The organism is Halomonas sp. THAF12, from assembly GCF_009363675.1.
Classification (GTDB): Bacteria; Pseudomonadota; Gammaproteobacteria; order Pseudomonadales; family Halomonadaceae; genus Halomonas; species Halomonas smyrnensis.
This window is the reverse complement of sequence record NZ_CP045399.1, coordinates 1,871,757-1,890,595: the sequence shown is the minus strand read 5'-3', so window position 1 is coordinate 1,890,595 and position 18,839 is coordinate 1,871,757. Positions and strand designations below refer to the sequence as shown.

Genomic DNA, 18,839 nt, shown 5'->3' with positions numbered 1-18,839 from the left:
CTGAGGCCAAGGAGTTCCCATGTCACTTCTCGAAGTCAACCACCTCGACGTGCGCTTCGCGCTGCGCCGCGGCGACGTCCAGGCCCTGCGCGACGTCTGCTTCAGCCTGGATCGCGGCGAACGCCTGGGCATCGTCGGCGAGTCCGGCGCCGGCAAGTCCGTGGCCGCCTTCAGCCTGCTCAACCTGATCGCCAAGCCCGGCTACATCGCCGGCGGCAGCATCGTGTTCGACGGCCAGGAGCTGATCGGCCTGTCCGACCGCGCCCTGCGCCGCATCCGCGGGCATCGCATCTCGATGATCTTCCAGGACCCGATGATGACGCTCAATCCGGTGCTGACCATCGGCGAGCAGATGATCGAGTGCCTGAAGGCCCACCGTCGCATCTCGACCAAGGACGCCCGGGCGATCTCGCTGCGCAAGCTCGAGCAGGTGCAGATCCCCTCGCCCGAGGCGCGCCTCGACCAGTATCCCCACGAGCTCTCCGGCGGCATGCGTCAGCGCGTGATCATCGCCATCGCGCTGTTGCTCGACCCGGACATCATCATCGCCGACGAGCCCACCACGGCGCTGGACGTGACCATCCAGGCCGAGATCATGGCGCTGCTGCTAGAGCTGTGCGAGGAGCACAACGTCGGCCTGGTGCTGATCACCCACGACCTGGGCGTGGTCAGCCAGGTCACCCAGCGCATGCTGGTGATGTATGCCGGCCGCGTGATCGAGCAGGGCCCGACCCGCGAGATCATCAACGACCCGCAGCACCCCTACACCCAGGGCCTGCTCAACGCCCTGCCGCAGATGGCCACGCCCGGCGAGCGGCTCAACCAGATCCCCGGCAGCATGCCATCGCTTAGCCACCTGCCGAGCGGCTGCGCCTTCCATCCGCGCTGCGGCTTCGTCACCCGGCCCGACGGCTCGCGTCGCCAGGCCTGCGTCGACGAGGTGCCCGCCTTCGTCGCCTCGGGCAACTGCCAGGCGGCCTGCCACATGGTCGCCGAGATGATCGAACGCGAACGCATTCCGGCCGAGGAGCAAGATTCATGACCACCGCCTCTCTTTCTTCATCTACCGGCTCCTCCCCGGGCGCTTCGAAGGCGCCGGAGACGGCCGAGCCGCTGCTGTCGATCCGCGGGCTGGAGAAGCGCTTCTCGCTGTCCGGCGACTTCCTCGAGCAGCTCAAGTTCAAGGGCGGCAAGCTGGTGCGCGAGCAGAAGCACGTGCACGCCATCAACGGCGTCGACCTGGACATCCGGCGCGGCGAGGCGCTGTGCGTGGTCGGCGAGTCCGGCTGCGGCAAGTCCACGGTGGCGCGCACCGTGATGGGCCTGATCACCCCCAGCGCCGGGGAGATCCGCTACGATGGCGAGCGCATCGACGACCGCTCCACCAGGGAGCTGCTGCCCTACCGTCGGCGCATGCAGATGATCTTCCAGAATCCCTATGCGTCGCTGAACCCGCGCATGACCATCCAGCAGACGCTGGAGGAGCCGATTCGCCTGCATCATCCCGACTGGTCGCCGGCCAGGGTCCAGGACAAGGTCGCCGAGGTGATGAACGCGGTGGGCATCGCCCCGGACTGGGGGGCGCGCTACGGCCACGAATTCTCAGGCGGCCAGCGTCAGCGCATCGCCATCGCCCGGGCGCTGGCGGTGGACCCGGAGTTCATCGTCGCCGATGAACCGATCTCGGCCCTCGACGTCTCGATCCAGGCCCAGGTGCTCAACCTGCTGATGGAGGCCCAGCAGCAGCGCAACCTGACCTACCTGTTTATCACCCATGACCTGGCCGTCGTCGAGCACTTCGGCACCCGGGTCGCGGTCATGTATCTGGGCCGGGTGTGCGAGGTGGCGCCCACGGCGACGCTGTTCGCCACCCCGCGCCATCCCTACACCCAGGCGCTGATGTCGGCGATTCCCCGGCTCGAGGATGACCGCCCGCAGCACATCCGCCTGCAGGGCGAGGTGCCGACGCCGGTGAACCTGCCGTCGGGCTGTGTGTTCCACGGCCGCTGCCCGCATGCCGACGCGCGCTGCCGGGAAGAAGTCCCGACCCTGATCGCCACCGACCAGGGCGGCCAGGTGGCCTGTCATGGGGTGGAGGAAGGCCGGATCTGAGGTATCGAAAAGTGCCTGCGCTCGGCTAGACGCGCGGAGAGACGCTGCCGTTGATCATCCGGCTGACCGGTTGGTCAACGCTGGCTAAGCTGAGTAGACTCACCGTCCCTGGCGCTCCGGCACAAGGAACACTATGGAATTACGCTGGCTGGAAGACTTCATCGCCCTGGCGCGTACGCGCCACTTCTCGCGGGCGGCGGAGACCCAGAACGTGACCCAGCCGACCTTCTCGCGCCGCATCAAGCTGCTCGAGGAGGAGATGGGGGCCACCCTGATCAATCGCCAGACCCTGCCGCTGTCGCTGACGCCGGCCGGCGAGGAGTTCCTGGCGCTGTGCGAGGACGTCACCCGACGGGTGACCACCGCCCGCGAGCGCCTCGGCCAGCTGGCCGAGGCGGACGCCAGCCGTCTGCGCCTGGCCGCGCCCCAGAGCCTGCTGGCCAATTTCCTGCCGGAATGGCTGGCCGATTTCGATCCCGCCCCGCCGGTCACGCCTTACCTGCGCGCTACCGGCTGGCTGGCCGACGACTACTTCCGGGCCCTGGAGCGCCAGGAATGCGACCTGGTGCTCTGCTACTGGCCCGCCACGCCACGCACGTTGCCACTGGAAACCGAGGGCCTGGAGGCTCGGGTGCTCGGCCGCGAGCGGCTGGTGCCGGTGTCGCTGCCCGACGCCGAGGGCAACCCGCGTTTCTCGCTCGAGGACAGCGGGCGTCGTCCGCTGCCGCTGATCGCCTATCACCCCCGGGGGGTGATCGACCAGTGCATTCGTGCGCATTTGCAGGCGCTCGGCCAGGTGCCGACCTTCAGCGTGCTCAACGAGAGCATCCAGAGCGGCAATATTCGCGAACTGGTGGGGCTCGGCTACGGACTCGGCTGGCTGCCGGCGCGCTCCATCCAGACCGCGCTGGCCTCCGGCGGTCTGGTGCCGGCCGGCGGCACGCGCTGGCAGGTGCCGCTGGAGATTCGCCTCTTTCGCCACCGTGACAACCCACACCCGGCGGTGGAGGCACTGTGGCAGAGGCTCGTCGAACCCAGGGCCGACGCCATATGACGCCGGGCCGCCATGCGGCGGATTTCCGCGCCCCGACGGGCCTGGCCAATCGCCACCTGCAGACCCTGTTGCCGAGGATGCTGCCGGCGCCCTCGCCCGCGCTGGCCTGGGAGACGCTGGCGCTGCCCGACGGCGATGTGGTCGAACTCAGCTGGGTGACACCGGGCCCCGCCGACGACGACGCGCCGCTGTTCGTGCTGTTCCACGGGCTGGAAGGCTCGGTGGACTCGCCCTATGCCCGGCAGCTGCTGACGGCGGCCGGCGAACGTGGGCATCGTGCCGTGCTGATGCATTTCCGCGGCTGTGGCCGCCACCCCAACCGTCGCCCGCGGGCCTACCACAGCGGTGACACCGCCGATGCCCACTGGCTGCTGACCCAGCTGGCCCGCCGCCATCCCCGGGCGCCGCGCATCGCCTGCGGCGTGTCGCTGGGGGCCAACATGCTGCTCAAGCTGATGACCGAGGATGCCGGCCGCGAATCCCCGGCGCTGGACGGCGCGATCGCCATCGCCCCGCCGGTGGATCTCGCGGCCAGCGCCGACTGCCTGGAACGCGGCTTCGCGCGGGTCTATCAGCGTCACCTGCTCGGTGCGTTGAAGGCCAAGGTGGCGCCGCGGCTCGAGGCCGGCGAGCTGCCGCTGGCACTGTCACCGCGGGCGCTTGCCGGCCTTGGCACCCTGCGCGAGTACGATGATGTGGTGACCGCGCCGCTGCATGGCTTCGACGGCGCCGCCGACTACTATCGCCGGGCCTCGGCCGGGCCACTGTTGCAGGAGATTCGCCGGCCGACGCTGATCCTCCACGCCGAGGACGATCCCTTCATGCCGCCGGGCCTGTTCGAGAACGTCGCACTGGGCCCGGGCATTCGCCTGGAAACGGCCCGCCACGGCGGTCACGTGGGCTTCGTCGAACGCCGTGACGGGCGGCTGGCGAGCTGGCTCGCGCGCCGGGTCGGCGCTCAGCTGGAGGGCCGGGCCGACACGGCGCCCTGCCTGCGCGAGCCGCTCAGCCGATCGGGCAGCTGACGCCGGTGCCCTTGAGGCCGCAGTAGCCGTCGGGTCTCTTGTCGAGGTACTGCTGGTGATAGTCCTCGGCGTAATAGAAGGTCTCGAGCGGCTCGATGGCGGTGGTGATGGGGCCGCGTCCAACCCGGGCCAGGGCGTCGTCGTAGGCCGCGCGGCTGTGCTCGGCGATCTCGCGCTGGGCCTCGTCGGTGACCAGGATGATCGAGCGATACTGGGGCCCGATGTCGTTGCCCTGGCGATTGCCCTGGGTGGGATCGTGGGCCTCCCAGAAGTGGCGCAGCAGGGTCTCCAGATCGATCGTCGCCGGATCGAACACCACCCGCACCACTTCGGCGTGGCCGGTGCGTCCGGTACAGGTCTCCTCGTAGGTGGGGTTCGGCGTCACGCCGCCGGCATAGCCCACGGCGGTCACATGCACACCGGGCAGCTGCCAGAACAGCCGCTCGGCGCCCCAGAAACAGCCCAGCCCGAGCACGATCTCCTGCAGGCCCGCCGGCCACGGCGGCGTCATGTCGCGGCCGCTGACGGTGTGGCGACCCAGTATCTGCAGCGGCGTGTCGCGGCCCTCGGGGGCGTACAGCGGCGAAGTGGTCATCGTGTGGCTCCTTGGTTCGTCTTGCGCATGTCGCTCATCGTGTCAGCGCCGGGGGATCGCCCGGCAGGCTGAAGGTATAGATCAGGTCGACCGCCTGGCTGGCGCCGGATACCGCCTCGAGGTAGAGGTCTCGCCACAGCTTGTAGCGCAGCGTCAGCTCGGCGATCGGCGAGAAGACGCCGACACCATATCCGACGCTCAGCCGGTCGGTCAGGTTCCCGGTCACGACCACCTGGCTATCGTCGCCGCTGCCGGCGGTGTCGAGGCTCAGGTCGTCGATGCCGAAGGCCTCGCCGATCGCGCCCACGGCGCCGCCGGCCTGGCCCAGGGTCACGCCGATCAGCGCCGAAGTCAGGGCGCTGCCGCCGCTGCTGTCGTCCGGGGCACGGCCGCGCAGCACGTAGGACAGCGCCCGGGACTCGTTCATGGACGGCTCGGAGAAGATCTCCAGGCTGGGATTGGCCGCGGGCCCGCTGACCCGCAGACCGGCCACCACCTCGTCCTGGGTATTGTCCGGATTGCGCACCGCCTCGAAGTCGAGCAGCGGCTGGCCCGGGGGGCCGCTGAAGTAGAGGATGCCCTCGCGGACGATCAGGTCCTGGCCGAAGGCCCGGAAGCGTCCGTCTTCCAGGTTGACGTTGCCGAACAGCTGCACGGGGCCGTCGGACTGGCGCACCTGCAGGTCGCCGCGCAGGTCGGTCTCGAGCCCGTAGGCCTCGAGACGCATGTCCGGCCCCAGCACAAGGTCCACCTGAACGTCCAGCGCCATACCGGCCTGCTGCATGGCCTCTGCGGTGCTCGCCCCCGGCTCCTCGCTGGCGGCCTGGCGGTCGGCGGCCTCGGCCTCCTCGCGGGTGACGATGACCTCGTCGGGGCTCGGCGAGACCGCCGAGGCCGGGACCTTGCCGACCTCGAGCCGGGCCCAGGGAATGCCGACCTCACCGCGCACCCGCAGCCGGTCCGGATCGGCGCGGATCGACAGGTCCGGGGCGATGTGCAGCCGCCCGAACCCCGGCAGCGCGGCCAGCAGTGGCGCGTCGCGCCCTTCCAGGTCGAGGGCCGCCTGCCACGCGGCCGACGAGGGCCAGCGGGCATCGCCGGTGATGTTCATCCGGCCTTCCTCGCCTTCCAGGTAGCCGTCGATGTCGGCGCGGTCGCCGGACAGGTCGACCTCAAGCTCGCCGTCGGCCACCGACAGCGGCAGCCCGAGGCCCTCGGCGCGCAGGCCGGCCAGCGCGAGGCGGCCGTCCAGCCGCGGCTGCTCGCGGTCGCCGGTGATGTCGATACCGGCGTCGAGCGCGCCTTCCAGGGTCTCCATGTCGGCGACCAACGGCCGGTACGGCGCCAGTCGCACGTTGTCGATCTCGAAGCGCCCGTCCAGGCGGCCGGCACCCATGGGCTCGATGATGCCCAGGTCGAGGCGCATCGCGCCCTGTTCGCCGAAGGTCAGCCCCAGGTCGACGTCGGCACGCTCCTGATCGGCGTCGAGGGCGAGCGAGAGCCCGGTGCCGGGCACCGACCACGGCTGGCCATAGGCGTCCTGGCCGTTGATCTCGGCCTGGCTGTCGAGATTCGCGCTGGCCTGCCAGCGGGCGCCGCCGTTCGACCATTCGGCCACCAGGCCGCCCTCGGTGGCGCCGTCGATGGCCCATCCCGGCGGCATGGCGTCGTTGATCAGGTCCATCGGCAGCTCGCGGATCGCGAGCTCGGCGCGTCCGCTGTCCGGCGACGCCGACAGCGGTGCCGTCAGGCACAGCCCGCCGCCCTCGGCGCGGGTCAGGCAAAACGGCTGGACCTCCACGGCGCTGGCGGTCAGGTCGGCATCGAAGGCCAGCGCCTGGTCGAGGCCGAGGCTGCCGTAGGCGGTCTCGGCGTCCAGCGGCGTCAGCCGCCCGCGATAGTGCTCGCGGGCCTCGTCCAGCGCGCCCTCGAGGGCCAGGTTCAGCGCCGACAGCGGCCCGTCCGGGTCGCCTTCCACGTCGAGGGTCAGGCGATGCTCGGAGAGCCGGCCGTCGAGGCCCAGCGCGATAGACGTGAAGGCTTGGCCACCGGCGGCGACGTCGTCGGCGGCCAGGCTCAGGTCGAGGCTCGGGTCGTCGAGGCCGGCCACCTCGCCGTCCAGGCGCAGCCGGGCGAGGCGGTTGTCGCCGAAGGCCAGCCGATCGCCGCTCAGGGACAGCGACAGCTGCGGCCGCTCGACGCTGCCGCGGGCCTCGATGTCGCCGTCGAGCGCCCCGTCGAGCTCGGGATGGAGGGTGTCCAGTCGCGGCATGTCGATGCGGGCGTCCAGGTCCAGCTCGCTCGGCGCGACCCGGCCCGAGGCGTCCAGGCGATTGTCGCCCTGGCGCAGGCTCAGCGAGGCGATGTCCCAGTTCATGTCGTGATCGCCGGACAGCTGCCCCGAGAGCGAGAACGGCTGCTCGGCGAGTTCGCCGTCCACGGCAAGCGTCGGCACGCCGAGCCGCCAGCCGTCGGCGCTCTGGGAGAAGGCCACCTGCAGGCGGCCGTCGAGACGGCCGGCCAGTCCCTCGACGAAGGGCTCGGGGTCGAAGCCGTCGACGTCGAGCCGAGCCGACACCGAGAGCGCCTCGGACCAGTCGATCCGTCCCTCGCTGGTCAGCGTGCCCTCCGGCGGCGTCAGGCGCAGCGGCGCCCAGTCGAAGCGCTGCAGGTTGCCCTGCCCGTTCAGCGCGATGTCTGTGCGCGGCAGCGACGGGCCCTGGGCGGCGAGTCCCAGGCTGACCCGATAGTCGTCGAGCGTGCCTTCGGCGTCGAGGTCGAGGTTCTCGACTCGCCACGGCTCGGTCGGCGTGTCTTGCGCCGTCTCGCTCGCGCCCTCGTCCTCGCCGTTATCCGCGTCCTCGGGCGCCGCCACGGCGCCGGGCAGCGGCCACTGCAGCTCGGGGCTGGTCAGGCGAGCGGAGAACGGCATCGTCGGGTCCAGGGCGTCGAGGCGGGCCGTCAGGCTGGCTTCCATGGGGCCGCTGGCAGTCAGCGCCACGTCCAGGTCGCCGAGGTCCCCGCTCAGGGCCAGCTCGAGCCGCTGGCCGGCCAGGGCCGGCAGGCGTTCGGGCAAGTAGAAGTCGGCGCCCAGCCGCACGTCGAGGGGATAGTCATCGCGCAGGGTGACCTCGGCCTGGAGGGTGGCGTCGGCCTCCCGGGAGGCGACGGCGAGCGGGTGCACGGCGATGTGCTGGTCGCGGGCGGTGACGCTGAGATCGAGCCGGTCGATGACGTAGGCCTGCGCGCCCTCGAAGGCCGCGTCTTCCACGGTCAGACTCGGTACCTCCACCGCCAGCGGCAGGGTGACGTCCGGCAGCCGGAGGCGCTCCTCGGCCGGTGAGTCCGGCGACGCCGGCGAATCGCTCACTCCTGCGGCGGCCGCGGCGACGCTGGCCGGCAGCGGCGAGCGCACCGCCACGGCGGCGTCGATCGCGATGGCCGTGAGCACGTCGTCGCGGCTTTCCGCCTCGCTCAGGGCGAGCCGGTTGCCCGGCGAGATCGACGGCGTCAGCCGCAGCCCGACCAGGCGCGTCGGCGACAGGGTCAGGGCGTTGCCTTCGGCCTCGGCGCCGCTCTCGAAGTGCCGCCAGCCAAGGCGGGTGCCATCGGCGAGGCGCACCTCGACGTCATCCAGCAACAGCTCGCGCAGCGCCACCGGCAGCGGCAGCTGAATCGGCCCGGGCGGGCCGCCGTCGCCCTCTTCCGCCACCGGCTCCTCGGCGGCGTCGCTCGCGCCGAGGCGGATGCGGGCGCCCGCCACGGCCAGGCGGTCGATGCACAGCCGCCCCTGGAGCAGGCAGTCGTCGGCCCAGGCGAGCTCGACGTCGGACACCGCGACGCTGGCCGGGCCGGCCGTCAGGCGCAGCCCCTCGATCCTGAGCGTGTCCAGGGGCGCGCCCTCGACGCGCTCGACCTCGAGCAGGCCGAGCCGCTCGGCCTGGGTGAACAGGGCGCTGGTGCCCCAGGGCGACAGGGCCAGGCCAAGCAGCAGCATGACCAGGCCGATCAGCCACAGCGGCAGCAGGATCAACAGCCGGAGCAGGGCCCAGCTAAGGCGGCGCATTCTCACGATGATGACTCTCGCGGCAGCGTCGTCCGGGGCGCGGTGAGCCACGGACGACGGGGGTGAACGGTGACGATGATCGGTGCCCGGCGCACGCTAGCACTCACGCTAGAACTCCGGGCCGATAGCGAAGTGGATGCGATAGGCGTCGTCGCTGTCGAAGGGATGGGCGACATCGAAGCGGATCGGCCCCACCGGCGAGATCCAGCGCACGCCGAGGCCGGCGCTAGTGTTCAGCTCCTGGGGCCACCAGTCGGTGAAGGCATCGCCGGCGTCGACGAAGCTGGCCAGCCACCAGGGGCCGGTGATCCGGCGCTGGGCCTCGACGCTGCCGACCAGGCGCTGCTCGCCGCCGACCAGCTCGCCGTCGCTGTTCTCCGGCGACAGGGTCTCGTAGCCATAGCCGCGCACGCTGGTGTCGCCGCCGGCGAAGAAGCGCAGCGACGGCGGGATGTTCTCGAAGTCGTCGGTGACGATGCTGCCCGCGCCGACGCGACCCACGAAGCGATAGTCGTCGCCGAGGCTGCGGATCCACTGGGTATCGGCATCCAGGCGCAGGAACTCGGCGTCGGAGCCCCAGGCCTCGCTGGAGTACTGCACCGAGATCTGCTGGCGATCTCCCCAGCGCGGAAAGGTCGGATTGCGCGAGCGAGTGCGGGTCCAGCGCACGCCGGGATAGAGCAGCAGCACCTGGTTGTCGAGATCGGCCTGGGTGAAGTCCTCGTAGGTGGCGCGCAGGTAGACGATCTGCTCCCAGGCGTTATCGAACTGCCAGCGGCGGCCGAACTCCACGCTGGCCTCGAGGGTTTCGGTGTCTTCGTTGTCCTCGTTGCGCAGCCCGTACTGGAGGCGATAGCTGTCGCGACGCGGATCGTCGAGGGGCATGTTGTAGACGCCGCTGAACTCCTGCTCGGGCCCGGAGAGGTAGAGGTCGTGCTCGAGGCTGTGGCCGTAGCGGTTGACCCAGGGCTGGTCCCAGGAGAAGCGCATCCGGGGGCCGACGTCGGTGGCAAAGCCGATACCGACCTCGAACTGGTGACGATCGGCCGGCGTGACACTGACCTCGATGGGCACCTCGGGCACCGCCGGTGCCTGGAGCGACGCGGCCGCGGCGAGCGCCTCCGCGCTCAGGCGGGGCTCGGGCGGTGGCGCCTCTGGCAGGTCCTCCACGTCGAGGGCGTTGAGAAAGCCGATGGGCGACGGCGGCAGCGCCAGTTCGCCGATGCCGGCATCCAGCAGCGGACGCACGCTGACCGAGCCGAACCACTCGGTCTGGCCGAGGCGCTGGTTGAAGGTGGCGATGTCGCTGGCGAGATAGGGCTTGCCCTCATGGAACGGCGCCAGGGCCTGCAGGCGTTCGGTCTCGATGTGCTGGCCGTGGAAGCGCACCGGTCCGAAGCGATAGCGCGGGCCGCTGTCCAGGTCCAGCGACAGCCGGGCGCTGTTGGCCCAGGGGCGGATCTCCATGCGCCGTTCGCTGAAGCGCCAGTCGAAGTAGCCGCGCTCGAGGGCCAGGCCGGAGAGCTGGCTGCGCAGCGCATCGAAGGGGGCGTGGCGAAGCACATCCCCCTCTTCCTGGGGATAGGCGTCGATGGCGTCCTGGAAGGGCTGATCGTCGGCGGCGCCACCGGCCAACCCGAAGGCGAGACGCTCGATTCGCACCGGTTCGCCGGGGTCGACGACGATGGTCACCTCTTCCGGTGCGTCGCGGTCGTCGAAGCGAAGCTCGAAGATGGGCTCGTAGTAGCCATAGACCCTGAGCGACTCGCCGGCCAGGCGACGCACTTCGGATTCCAGCCGCTGCGGCGAGTACTGCTCGGCATCGAGGCCGTCGAGGTAGGTCTCGAGGTTCTCGGCCGGCTCGCCCTCGAGGCCCTCGATATTGGCGTCGAGGGCCAGGACGATGCCCGGTGAGACGAGGCCGGCGACCAGCAGGCCGGTCACGAGACGATTGACGAGATACTTGTCCATGATGTCGGGGTTCCCTGGCTGACGTCCTGTCACTGCCGCAGCGCTTCCAGCTGGGCGTTCATGGCCAGCTGTGACTGGCGCAGCTCCCGCAGTTCGGCCTGCAGATCCGCGAGGCGTTCCTCGAGGGCCGCGGTTTGCTCGCGCTCATCATCGCTCGACGAACCCAGGGCTTCAACGTCGTCGCTCAGCCTGGCCAGGGCCTCGACGGCGCCATCGAGCCGTTCGTCGAGCGCCTGCTGACGCTCGGCCTCGCCCTGCTGAGTGCTCTCCAGTGCCGCCAGGCGCTCGGTAAGCGCGGACCGTCCCTCGCGGCTGGCGGTCTCGAGGGCATCCATGGAGTCGCGCACCGCCGCCAGGGTATCGGCACGCACCTCGCCATCCTCGGCCAGGGTCGCGACCCGGCCTTCGAGCGCAGACTGGGCCTGCGCTTGCGGCGCCAGGTGTTCGTCCTGCCAGTCCGACAGGCGCTCGGTGACGCGGTCGTCCAGCGTGGCTTGTAGCCGGTCCTCCAGCCCCTCGAGCTCGTCGAGGCGTGTCTGGATCTCCGACAGCAGCTCGCCGCGACCCTCGGAGGCGTCGAAGCGGGCATGGACGTTGGAGATCTCGCCGTTGAGGCGGGTCAGCCGCTGCTCCAGGCGCTGACGCTCCATCCAGCCGGCGTAGGCCAGCCCGATCAGCGCCGCGGTGAGCAGCAGGATCAGCAGCCACAGTGGCCAGACGGTCGCCCTGGGCGGGGCGTGTGACCGGTGGTGCCCGGCCAGGCTGGCATCCGGGTCCGGCACGATCGGTCGTGGCTGCCGGCTGTCTTCCGGGCGCTCTGCCATGGTGGTCTCCTTGCGCGTTGCGTGTCGGCGTCCCGCCGGCGATATCGCCGGCACGCGACCCAAGCCCGAGTCCCCTGATCGGAATTGGCGGACCCCAGGCCGGGTGATATGATGCCGTGACCGGACTGGTACAGCACACTGATAGTGTACGGTTTTTTATCGAGGGAGCGAACGGGGCACGGCCGAAACCGGGCCGACATCGACCTTGCACTCCCCCAGCGCACTGGCACACCATGGGTCGCCGACCCATGACTAGCAACGAGGAGAAACGATAATGGCATTCGAACTGCCCGCACTGCCGTACGAAAAGAACGCCCTGGAGCCGCACATCTCTGCCGAGACCCTGGAGTACCACTACGGCAAGCACCACCAGGCCTACGTCACCAAGCTCAACGAGCTGACCGAGGGCACCGAGAACGCCAACAAGTCCCTGGAGGAGATCATCCAGTCTGCTTCCGGTGGCCTGTTCAACCAGGCGGCTCAGGTCTGGAACCACACCTTCTACTGGCACTGCCTGTCCCCGAACGGTGGCGGTGAGCCGACCGGCGCGCTGGCCGAAGCCATCAACGCCAAGTTCGGTTCCTTCGAGGAATTCAAGAGCGCCTTCAACGCCAAGGCCGTCGGCAACTTCGGCTCCGGCTGGACCTGGCTGATCAAGACCGCCGACGGCGGCGTCGACATCGTCAACACCGACGACGCCGACACCCCGGTCGCTCACGGCCAGACCCCGCTGCTGACCATCGATGTGTGGGAACACGCCTACTACATCGACTACCGCAACGCGCGTCCGAAGTACCTCGAGAACGTCTGGAACGTGCTGAACTGGGACTTCGTCGCCCAGAACTTCGCCTGATCCCCAGCGGACTCGCGAACGACAACGGCCCCGCCATCTGGCGGGGCCGCTTTGTTTCTACCGCTTATTAGAGAGTCGGCCTCGATTTACGTCGCGAGCGAAGGCAGGCTGGTTGCGGCCGGAGCACAGCTACCGGAGCGTAGCCTGCTACATGAGGATAGCGAGCACTGCCGGCGGCCAGCCTGTCGAGCGCAGCAGCAAATCGAGCCGACTCAAGGATCGGCGCGGCGCCCGATGCCCCGATAGTGCAGCCCCATGTCGGCGACGTGGGCCGGGTCGTAGATATTGCGGCCGTCGAGCAGCAGCTTGCCCTTCAGCTTTGATGCCAGGCGCGGCCAGTCCGGGTTCCAGTAGGCCTTCCACTCGGTGACCAGCATCAGGGCGTCGGCGCCCTCGAGCGCCTCGTCCGGATCGCCGTCGAACAGTTCCAGCAGCGGATGCTCGCCCAGCCGTTCACGCAGCGCCTCGGTGGCGGCGGGATCGTGCAGCCGCACGCGCACGCCCTGGGCCCAGAGGGCACGCAGCAGCGTCAGCACCGGCGCATGGTCGATGCGCGCGGTACCGGGCTTGAAGGCCGCGCCCCAGATGGCCACGGTCAGGCCTTCCAGCCGGCCGTGGTAGTGGGCCCACAGCTTGCGGAACAGCGTCTCCTTCTTCTGCTCGTTGATGTCGAGCACCTGATCGAGCAGCGCCGAATGGCGGCCGCTGGCCGACTGGACGTCGGCCAGGCGCATCAGGTCGCGGGAGAAGCTGGGGCCGCCGAAGCCGCAGCCGGGATAGAGGTACTCGTAGCCGATGCGGCTGTCCGCCCCCATGCCCTCGCGCACGTCCTCGACGTCCACCCCCAGGGTGTCGGCGAGGCCGGCGATCTCGTTCATGTAGCTGATGCGAGTGGCCAGCATGCCGTTGATCGCCAGCTTGGTCAGCTCGGCGGCACGCCGCGGCATGCGCTGGAAGACCTCGCGGCGGCGATTGAAGGCGCGCAGCAGCTCGCGCACCTGGCGCTCGGCGTTGCGGTCGTCGCAGCCCAGCAGCCAGCGTGACGGCCGGGTGAAGGTCTCCCAGGCGCGGCCCTCCTCGAGCAGGTCGGCCAGCGCCACGGCGCGCCGGCCGTTGCCGAGGCCGGCGGCCAGGCGGTCGGTCTCGCCGACCGGGAAGGTCGAGTTGTTGACCAGCACGGCGTCCGCGGTCAGCCGCGACGACAGCTCGGCGACGGTGGCACGGCCTTCCTCGCGCTGCTCCGGCGACAGGGCCAGCCACAGCACCTCGAAGTCGTCGCCCTCGGGCTGTTCGCCTGCGCCGAGCACGCTCAGATGGCCCTGGGCGATGCCCTCGCCCAGGCGCGCCATCAGCTGCGGCTCGCTGGTCAGCCAGCCGCTCTCGGACAGGGTCGACCAGTCGGCGCTGGCGTGGGGCCACCAGCTCACCCGGTGGCCGACCGAGGCCAGCGCCGCCGCCGCGGTGGCGGCGGCCAGCTCACTGCCGTGGACCAGAACGCGCATCGCTTACTCCTCGCCGCTGTAGCGGGTCAGCAGCTCGCGGAAGCCCTCGCCGTAGCGGGCGTGGCGGCGGCCGTAGGCGAGGATCGCCTCGAGGTAGCCGAGCTGATGGCCGCAGTCATAGGTGCGACCGAGCATGCGCCAGGCGTCGACGCCGCTCTGCTGACGCAGGGTCTCGATGGCATCGGTGAGCTGGATCTCGTTGCCGGCACCGGGCGGCGTCTCGGCGAGCAGCGGGAAGATGGCGCCGGGCAGCGCGTAGCGGCCGATGACCGCCAGGTCGGAGGGCGCCTCCTCGACCTTGGGCTTCTCGACCAGTCCGGCCAGGGCCCCGGCTTCGCCGGCCGCGGGCGGCTCGCCCTCGGGGGCGACAATGCCATATTTGTAGACCAGCTCGTGGGGCACTTCCTCCACCATCAGCTGAGTGCGGCCGGTGGCGTCGAAGGATTCGATCATGCCGGCCAGGTCGTTGCGCTCGAGGCCGTCGCCGTCGACCAGCACGTCGGGCAGCAGCACGGCGAAGGGTTCATCGTCGCCGATCACCGGGCGCGCGCAGAGCACCGCATGGCCGAGGCCCAGCGGCTCCGGCTGGCGCACGCTGATGATGTTGACGTCCTCCGGCACGATCGAGCGCAGCTCCTCGAGCAGCTCGTGCTTGCCCTTGGCCTCGAGGCCGGCCTCGAGCTCGAAGTGCTTGTCGAAGTGGTTCTCGATGGCGCTCTTGCTGCCGTGAGTCACCAGCACGATGTCGCGAATGCCGGCCTCGACGGCCTCCTGAACCACGTACTGGATCACCGGGCGGTCGACGATGGTGATCATCTCCTTGGGGATCGCCTTGGAGGCGGGGAGGCAGCGGGTGCCGAAACCGGCAACGGGGAGAACGGCCTTGCGGATCATGGTGCGGTCCTTGTCGTGTCGCATGTAGCCCGACGCGGCCGGGCATGGGCCGGGCCGTCGGGAACGAGTAGAATGGCATCATACCGAATCATGCCGAGCTCGCCACAGTGGCCGGCCGGCGACACCTACGGAGAGGACAGATGACGGCAAGCCAGTCGCAAGCGGACAACGTCGACGCGGCGGAGATCGCCAAGTTCGAGGCCCTGGCCCATCGCTGGTGGGATACCGACGGCGAGTTCAAGCCGCTGCACGAGATCAATCCCCTGCGCCTCGACTTCATCGACGCCCGCGCCGGGCTGGCCGGCCATCGGGTGCTCGATGTCGGCTGCGGCGGCGGCATCCTCGCCGAGGCCATGGCCCATCGCGGCGCCGAGGTCACCGGCATCGACCTGGGCGAGGCGCCGCTGGCGGTGGCCCGGCTGCACACCGAGGAGACCGGCGCGAGCGTCGACTACCGCCAGGTCAGCGTCGAGGCCATGGCCGAGGCCCATGCCGGCGAGTTCGACGTGGTCACCTGCCTGGAGATGCTCGAGCACGTGCCCGACCCCGCCTCGGTGATCCGCGCCTGCGCGCGGCTGGTCAAGCCCGGCGGCCAGGTGTTCTTCTCGACCATCAACCGCAATCCCAAGGCCTACGCCCTGGCCGTGGTCGGTGCCGAGTACCTGCTGCGCATGCTGCCGCGGGGCACCCACGACTACGCCAAGTTCATCCGCCCCTCGGAGCTCGCCGGCTGGTGCCGCGAGGCCGGTCTCGCGGTCTGTGAGCAGAGCGGCCTGACCTACCAGCCGCTGACCCGCCGCTATCGCCTGTCGGCCACCGACGTGTCGGTGAATTACCTGATGCACTGCCGTCGGGAGGCGTCGTGAGTCGCGAATGGACGACACCCGAGGCGCTGCTGTTCGATCTCGACGGCACCCTGGTGGATACCGCGCCGGATCTGGCCCGTGCCACCAACGCCCTGCGTGACCACCACGGGCTGGCGCCCCTGCCCTACCCAACCATCCGCGCCCAGGTCTCCAACGGTGGCAGCGCCCTGGTGACCCTGGCGCTGGGCCTCGAGCGCGAGCACGACGGCCACGATGATGCCCGGGCCTTCCTGCTGGCCGCCTACGGCGAGGCGGTGGCCGTGGAGAGCCGGGTCTTTCCGCCGCTGGACCGGCTGCTGGACGAATGGCGTGATGCCGGTCGCCCCTGGGGCATCGTCACCAACAAGCCGCGGGCCTATGCCGCGCCGCTGGTGGAGGCTCTGGGCCTCGAACCGGGCGCGCTGCTGTGCGCCGACGACCTGCCGGTGAAGAAGCCCGACCCGGCGCCGCTGCTCGAGGCGGCGCGGCGCCTCGCCGTGGCCCCCGGCGACTGCTGGTACCTCGGTGATCATCACCGCGACATGCAGGCCGCCAGGGCGGCGGGCATGCCCGCGGTGGCGGTGGGCTATGGCTATATCACCGAAGACGACGACTATCGCCTGTGGCCGGCGGATCGCTGGTTCGACACCGCCGAGGCGTTGACCGAGACCCTGCTGCCGGTCGATCCCAAGCGTTGATGTCCCGTCGGGGCGACACCCCTGTGCCGGCATGACGGCCCGGTCGTGACGGCTCCGGCAGGGGGTAAACGCGATCAAGGCCATCGACAAAAAAAGCGGGCCTCCCAGTCGGGAGGCCCGCTTTTTCGGTACCCCTGGTCCGCCCCCATGCCGGCGTCTTTGCCGTGCCGGCTTGTCTCGCTGGTCCGGCCCTACTGGCGCGGGGGTTGAGCGTCGAACGCCTCGCCGCTGTGGCCGCGGCTATCCGGCCCCATCAGCCACAGATAGGTGGGCATGATGTCCTGCGGCGTGCGCAGCGTGCCCGGATCCTCCGCCGGATAGGCGGACTGACGCATGGCGGTGCGGGTGGCGCCGGGGTTCAGGGTGTTGATGCGCAGCGTGCCGAGATGCTCCACCTCGTCGGCCAGCACCTCCATGAAGCCCTCGGTGGCGAACTTCGATATCGCATAGGCGCCCCAGTAGGCGCGCCCGCGGCGACCCACCGAAGAGGAGGTGAAGATCACCGAAGCATCCGGTGAGGCCTCCAGCAGCGGCAGCAGTGCCTGGGTCATCCAGATCGGACCATTGATATTGACCTGCATCACCTGCTCCCACAGCGCCGGATCATACTGGGCGAAGGGCGTGATGCTGCCCAGCAGGCCGGCGTTGTGCAGGATGCCGTCCAGGCGCCCGAACTCCTTGTTCAGGGCCTCTGCCATGTCGTGGAAGTCCTTGAGCGTCGCGCCCTCGAAGTTGAGCGGGAAGATCGCCGGCTGCGGCAGCCCCTCCGACTCGATGGCGTCGTACACCGCCTCCAGCTTGGCGATCGTCCGTCCCAGCAGGATCACCGTGGCGCCGTGGCGCGCATAGCTCAGGGCCGCGGCGCGGCCGATGCCATCGCCCGCGCCGGTGACCAGGATCACCCGGCCGTCGAGCAGCCCCTGCGGTGCCTCATAGTCGATCTTGCAGACCGTCATGATGTCCCTCCGGGGCTAGTTGCCCGACTGCCGCTGGAAGTCGGCGGCCAGATTGGCGGCGCTGCTGTCGGGATATTCCTGCTGCACCCGCTCGAGCAGTGCCTGGCTGGCCTCCGGCTCGCCCTGGCGGGCCTTGAGCAGGCCCAGCTTGTAGAGGGTGTCGGGCACCTTGTTGCTGTCGGAGAAGTCGTCGAGCACGCGCTGGAAGGAGGCCCCGGCGGCCTCGAGGTCGCCGCCGGCCGAATGCAGCTCACCGAGCCAGTAGTAGGCGTTGGCGGTCAGCCCGGCGTTCGGATACTGGTCGACGAAGGCCTCGAAGGCCTGGGTCGCGGCATCGAACTCGCGGGCCTGCACCTTGGCGAAGGCCGCCTGGTAGTCGGCCCGGGCGCCGGCGTCGTTGTCCGCCGAGCCCGACGCGCCGGCGGCCTGCCCGGTGGATGATGCCGACGGCTCGCCGGCATTGCCGCCATTGGCCACCTGCTCGGCCGCGGCGGCACCGGCCCCGCCTGCCGCACTGGCGGCGCCGGCGTTAGCGGACAGGCGCTCGTCCAGGTCCATGTACTGCTGACGGGTCTGGCGCTTGAGTCGGTCGAGCTGATAGCGCAGCTCCTCGACCTGGCCACGCAGCTGGCGGAGCTGCTCCTGGTTGCGCTGCAGCTCGTTGAACAGCTCCAGATTGCCACCCGCCGGCTCGCGGGCCGCGGTCTGGTCATAGAAACTGCCGGAGCCGGAGCGGGCGGTGAGATCCTCCACCACCGGCTGCTGGGCCAGCGCCGGGGCGGCCAGCAGGCTCAAGGCGCCGGCGGCGGTCCAGATTCTGAGACGCGGTCTCATCGCTTTCTCCCTTCGCTATCGTGGTGCCGTGCGTGGCGCGGGGCTCAGTAGGCGAAGACCACCCGGCGGTTCTGGGCGTAGGCTTCCTCGTTGCTGCCGCGGGCCGCCGGGCGCTCCTCGCCGTAGCTGACGACTTCGACCTGGGACGGCGACACGCCCTGCACGCTCAGGAAGCGCTTCACGGAGTCGGCGCGACGCTCGCCGAGGGCCAGGTTGTACTCGCGGGTGCCTCGCTCGTCGGTATGACCCTGCAGCACCACGCTGGCGTTGCCGTTGTTCTGCAGGAAACGGGCGTGTGCCTCCAGCACCGACTGGAACTCGGGGCGGATGGTGTCGCTGTCGTAGGCGAAGTAGATGGTACGGACCTCGGGAATGCGCGAGCCGGCCATCTGGCCGGCGCCCTCGCCGAGGCCACTGCCGCTCGCCTGACCGGCACCGGCGGTGCCGGTTCCCACGCCGCCGGTGCCACCGGCGGTGCCATCCATGGAGCCTTCCTGGGTGCCACCGGTGCTGGAACAGCCGGCCATGACGGCCATCGACATGGCGGCGATCAGAGTGCGGGCATAAGGCTTGAATTGCATCGTATGACTCCTTTCTTTGCGGGATACAT

The 18,839-nt window shown here is 70.2% G+C and carries 16 protein-coding genes; 7 read left to right on the top strand and 9 right to left on the bottom strand.

Going from position 1 to position 18,839, the window contains the following annotated elements; translation table 11 throughout:
* Positions 1-19 precede the first annotated feature (19 nt).
* The 4 genes from FIU88_RS08790 (at position 20) to FIU88_RS08775 (ending at position 4,191) form a co-directional block, all read left to right on the top strand.
* On the top strand, positions 20-1,042 hold the full coding sequence (locus FIU88_RS08790) for an ABC transporter ATP-binding protein (protein WP_152478947.1): 1,023 nt from the start codon (positions 20-22) through the stop codon (positions 1,040-1,042).
* On the top strand, positions 1,039-2,112 hold the full coding sequence (locus tag FIU88_RS08785; protein ID WP_152478946.1) for an ABC transporter ATP-binding protein: 1,074 nt from the start codon (positions 1,039-1,041) through the stop codon (positions 2,110-2,112). The genes FIU88_RS08790 and FIU88_RS08785 overlap by 4 nt, the downstream gene beginning before the upstream one ends.
* Before the next feature lie 133 nt (positions 2,113-2,245).
* Entirely contained in the window at positions 2,246-3,166 is a 921-nt protein-coding gene (locus FIU88_RS08780) for a LysR family transcriptional regulator (RefSeq protein ID WP_152478945.1), read from the top strand.
* Positions 3,163-4,191, top strand: coding sequence for a hydrolase (locus tag FIU88_RS08775; RefSeq protein WP_152478944.1), 1,029 nt, complete (start codon positions 3,163-3,165; stop codon positions 4,189-4,191). The genes FIU88_RS08780 and FIU88_RS08775 overlap by 4 nt, the downstream gene beginning before the upstream one ends.
* Here the strand turns inward: FIU88_RS08775 and msrA are convergent.
* The 4 genes from msrA to FIU88_RS08755 form a co-directional block, all read right to left on the bottom strand.
* A complete protein-coding gene (gene msrA, locus FIU88_RS08770; protein ID WP_016854905.1) occupies positions 4,172-4,786 on the bottom strand; it encodes a peptide-methionine (S)-S-oxide reductase MsrA in 615 nt (204 codons plus the stop codon). The genes FIU88_RS08775 and msrA overlap by 20 nt on opposite strands.
* A 34-nt stretch (positions 4,787-4,820) precedes the next feature.
* Entirely contained in the window at positions 4,821-8,852 is a 4,032-nt protein-coding gene (locus tag FIU88_RS08765) for a translocation/assembly module TamB domain-containing protein (RefSeq protein ID WP_152480175.1), read from the bottom strand.
* A gap of 108 nt (positions 8,853-8,960) precedes the next feature.
* Entirely contained in the window at positions 8,961-10,823 is a 1,863-nt protein-coding gene (locus FIU88_RS08760; protein ID WP_152478943.1) for an autotransporter assembly complex family protein, read from the bottom strand.
* A 29-nt stretch (positions 10,824-10,852) separates the two neighbouring features.
* A complete protein-coding gene (locus FIU88_RS08755; protein ID WP_152478942.1) occupies positions 10,853-11,647 on the bottom strand; it encodes a hypothetical protein in 795 nt (264 codons plus the stop codon).
* A 274-nt stretch (positions 11,648-11,921) separates the two neighbouring features.
* Between FIU88_RS08755 and FIU88_RS08750 the strand changes: the two genes are divergently transcribed.
* A complete protein-coding gene (locus FIU88_RS08750) occupies positions 11,922-12,500 on the top strand; it encodes a superoxide dismutase (protein WP_016854901.1) in 579 nt (192 codons plus the stop codon).
* A gap of 212 nt (positions 12,501-12,712) precedes the next feature.
* Here the strand turns inward: FIU88_RS08750 and FIU88_RS08745 are convergent, their stop codons facing one another.
* Entirely contained in the window at positions 12,713-14,002 is a 1,290-nt protein-coding gene (locus FIU88_RS08745; RefSeq protein WP_152478941.1) for a nucleotide sugar dehydrogenase, read from the bottom strand.
* Positions 14,003-14,005: 3 nt separating this feature from the next.
* A complete protein-coding gene (galU, locus tag FIU88_RS08740) occupies positions 14,006-14,896 on the bottom strand; it encodes a UTP--glucose-1-phosphate uridylyltransferase GalU (protein ID WP_152478940.1) in 891 nt (296 codons plus the stop codon).
* 140 nt (positions 14,897-15,036) lie between these two features.
* Between galU and ubiG the strand changes: the two genes are divergently transcribed.
* Both ubiG and FIU88_RS08730 read left to right on the top strand, forming a co-directional pair.
* Positions 15,037-15,762 (top strand): bifunctional 2-polyprenyl-6-hydroxyphenol methylase/3-demethylubiquinol 3-O-methyltransferase UbiG, encoded by a 726-nt coding sequence (gene ubiG, locus FIU88_RS08735; RefSeq protein WP_152478939.1) that lies wholly within the window; start codon positions 15,037-15,039, stop codon positions 15,760-15,762.
* On the top strand, positions 15,759-16,439 hold the full coding sequence (locus FIU88_RS08730) for an HAD-IA family hydrolase (RefSeq protein ID WP_152478938.1): 681 nt from the start codon (positions 15,759-15,761) through the stop codon (positions 16,437-16,439). The genes ubiG and FIU88_RS08730 overlap by 4 nt, the downstream gene beginning before the upstream one ends.
* Positions 16,440-16,630: 191 nt before the next feature.
* Here FIU88_RS08730 and FIU88_RS08725 read toward each other — a convergent pair whose 3' ends face one another.
* Genes FIU88_RS08725 through pal form a run of 3 tightly spaced genes read right to left on the bottom strand, consistent with a single transcriptional unit; the run spans position 16,631 to position 18,810 of the window.
* Positions 16,631-17,395 (bottom strand): YciK family oxidoreductase, encoded by a 765-nt coding sequence (locus tag FIU88_RS08725; protein ID WP_152478937.1) that lies wholly within the window; start codon positions 17,393-17,395, stop codon positions 16,631-16,633.
* Between the two features lie 15 nt (positions 17,396-17,410).
* Positions 17,411-18,229 carry a tol-pal system protein YbgF gene (gene ybgF / locus FIU88_RS08720; protein WP_152478936.1) on the bottom strand — a complete coding sequence of 273 codons (819 nt, stop codon included), beginning with the start codon at positions 18,227-18,229 and terminating at the stop codon, positions 17,411-17,413.
* A 44-nt stretch (positions 18,230-18,273) separates the two neighbouring features.
* On the bottom strand, positions 18,274-18,810 hold the full coding sequence (gene pal, locus FIU88_RS08715; RefSeq protein ID WP_152478935.1) for a peptidoglycan-associated lipoprotein Pal: 537 nt from the start codon (positions 18,808-18,810) through the stop codon (positions 18,274-18,276).
* Positions 18,811-18,839 lie beyond the last annotated feature (29 nt).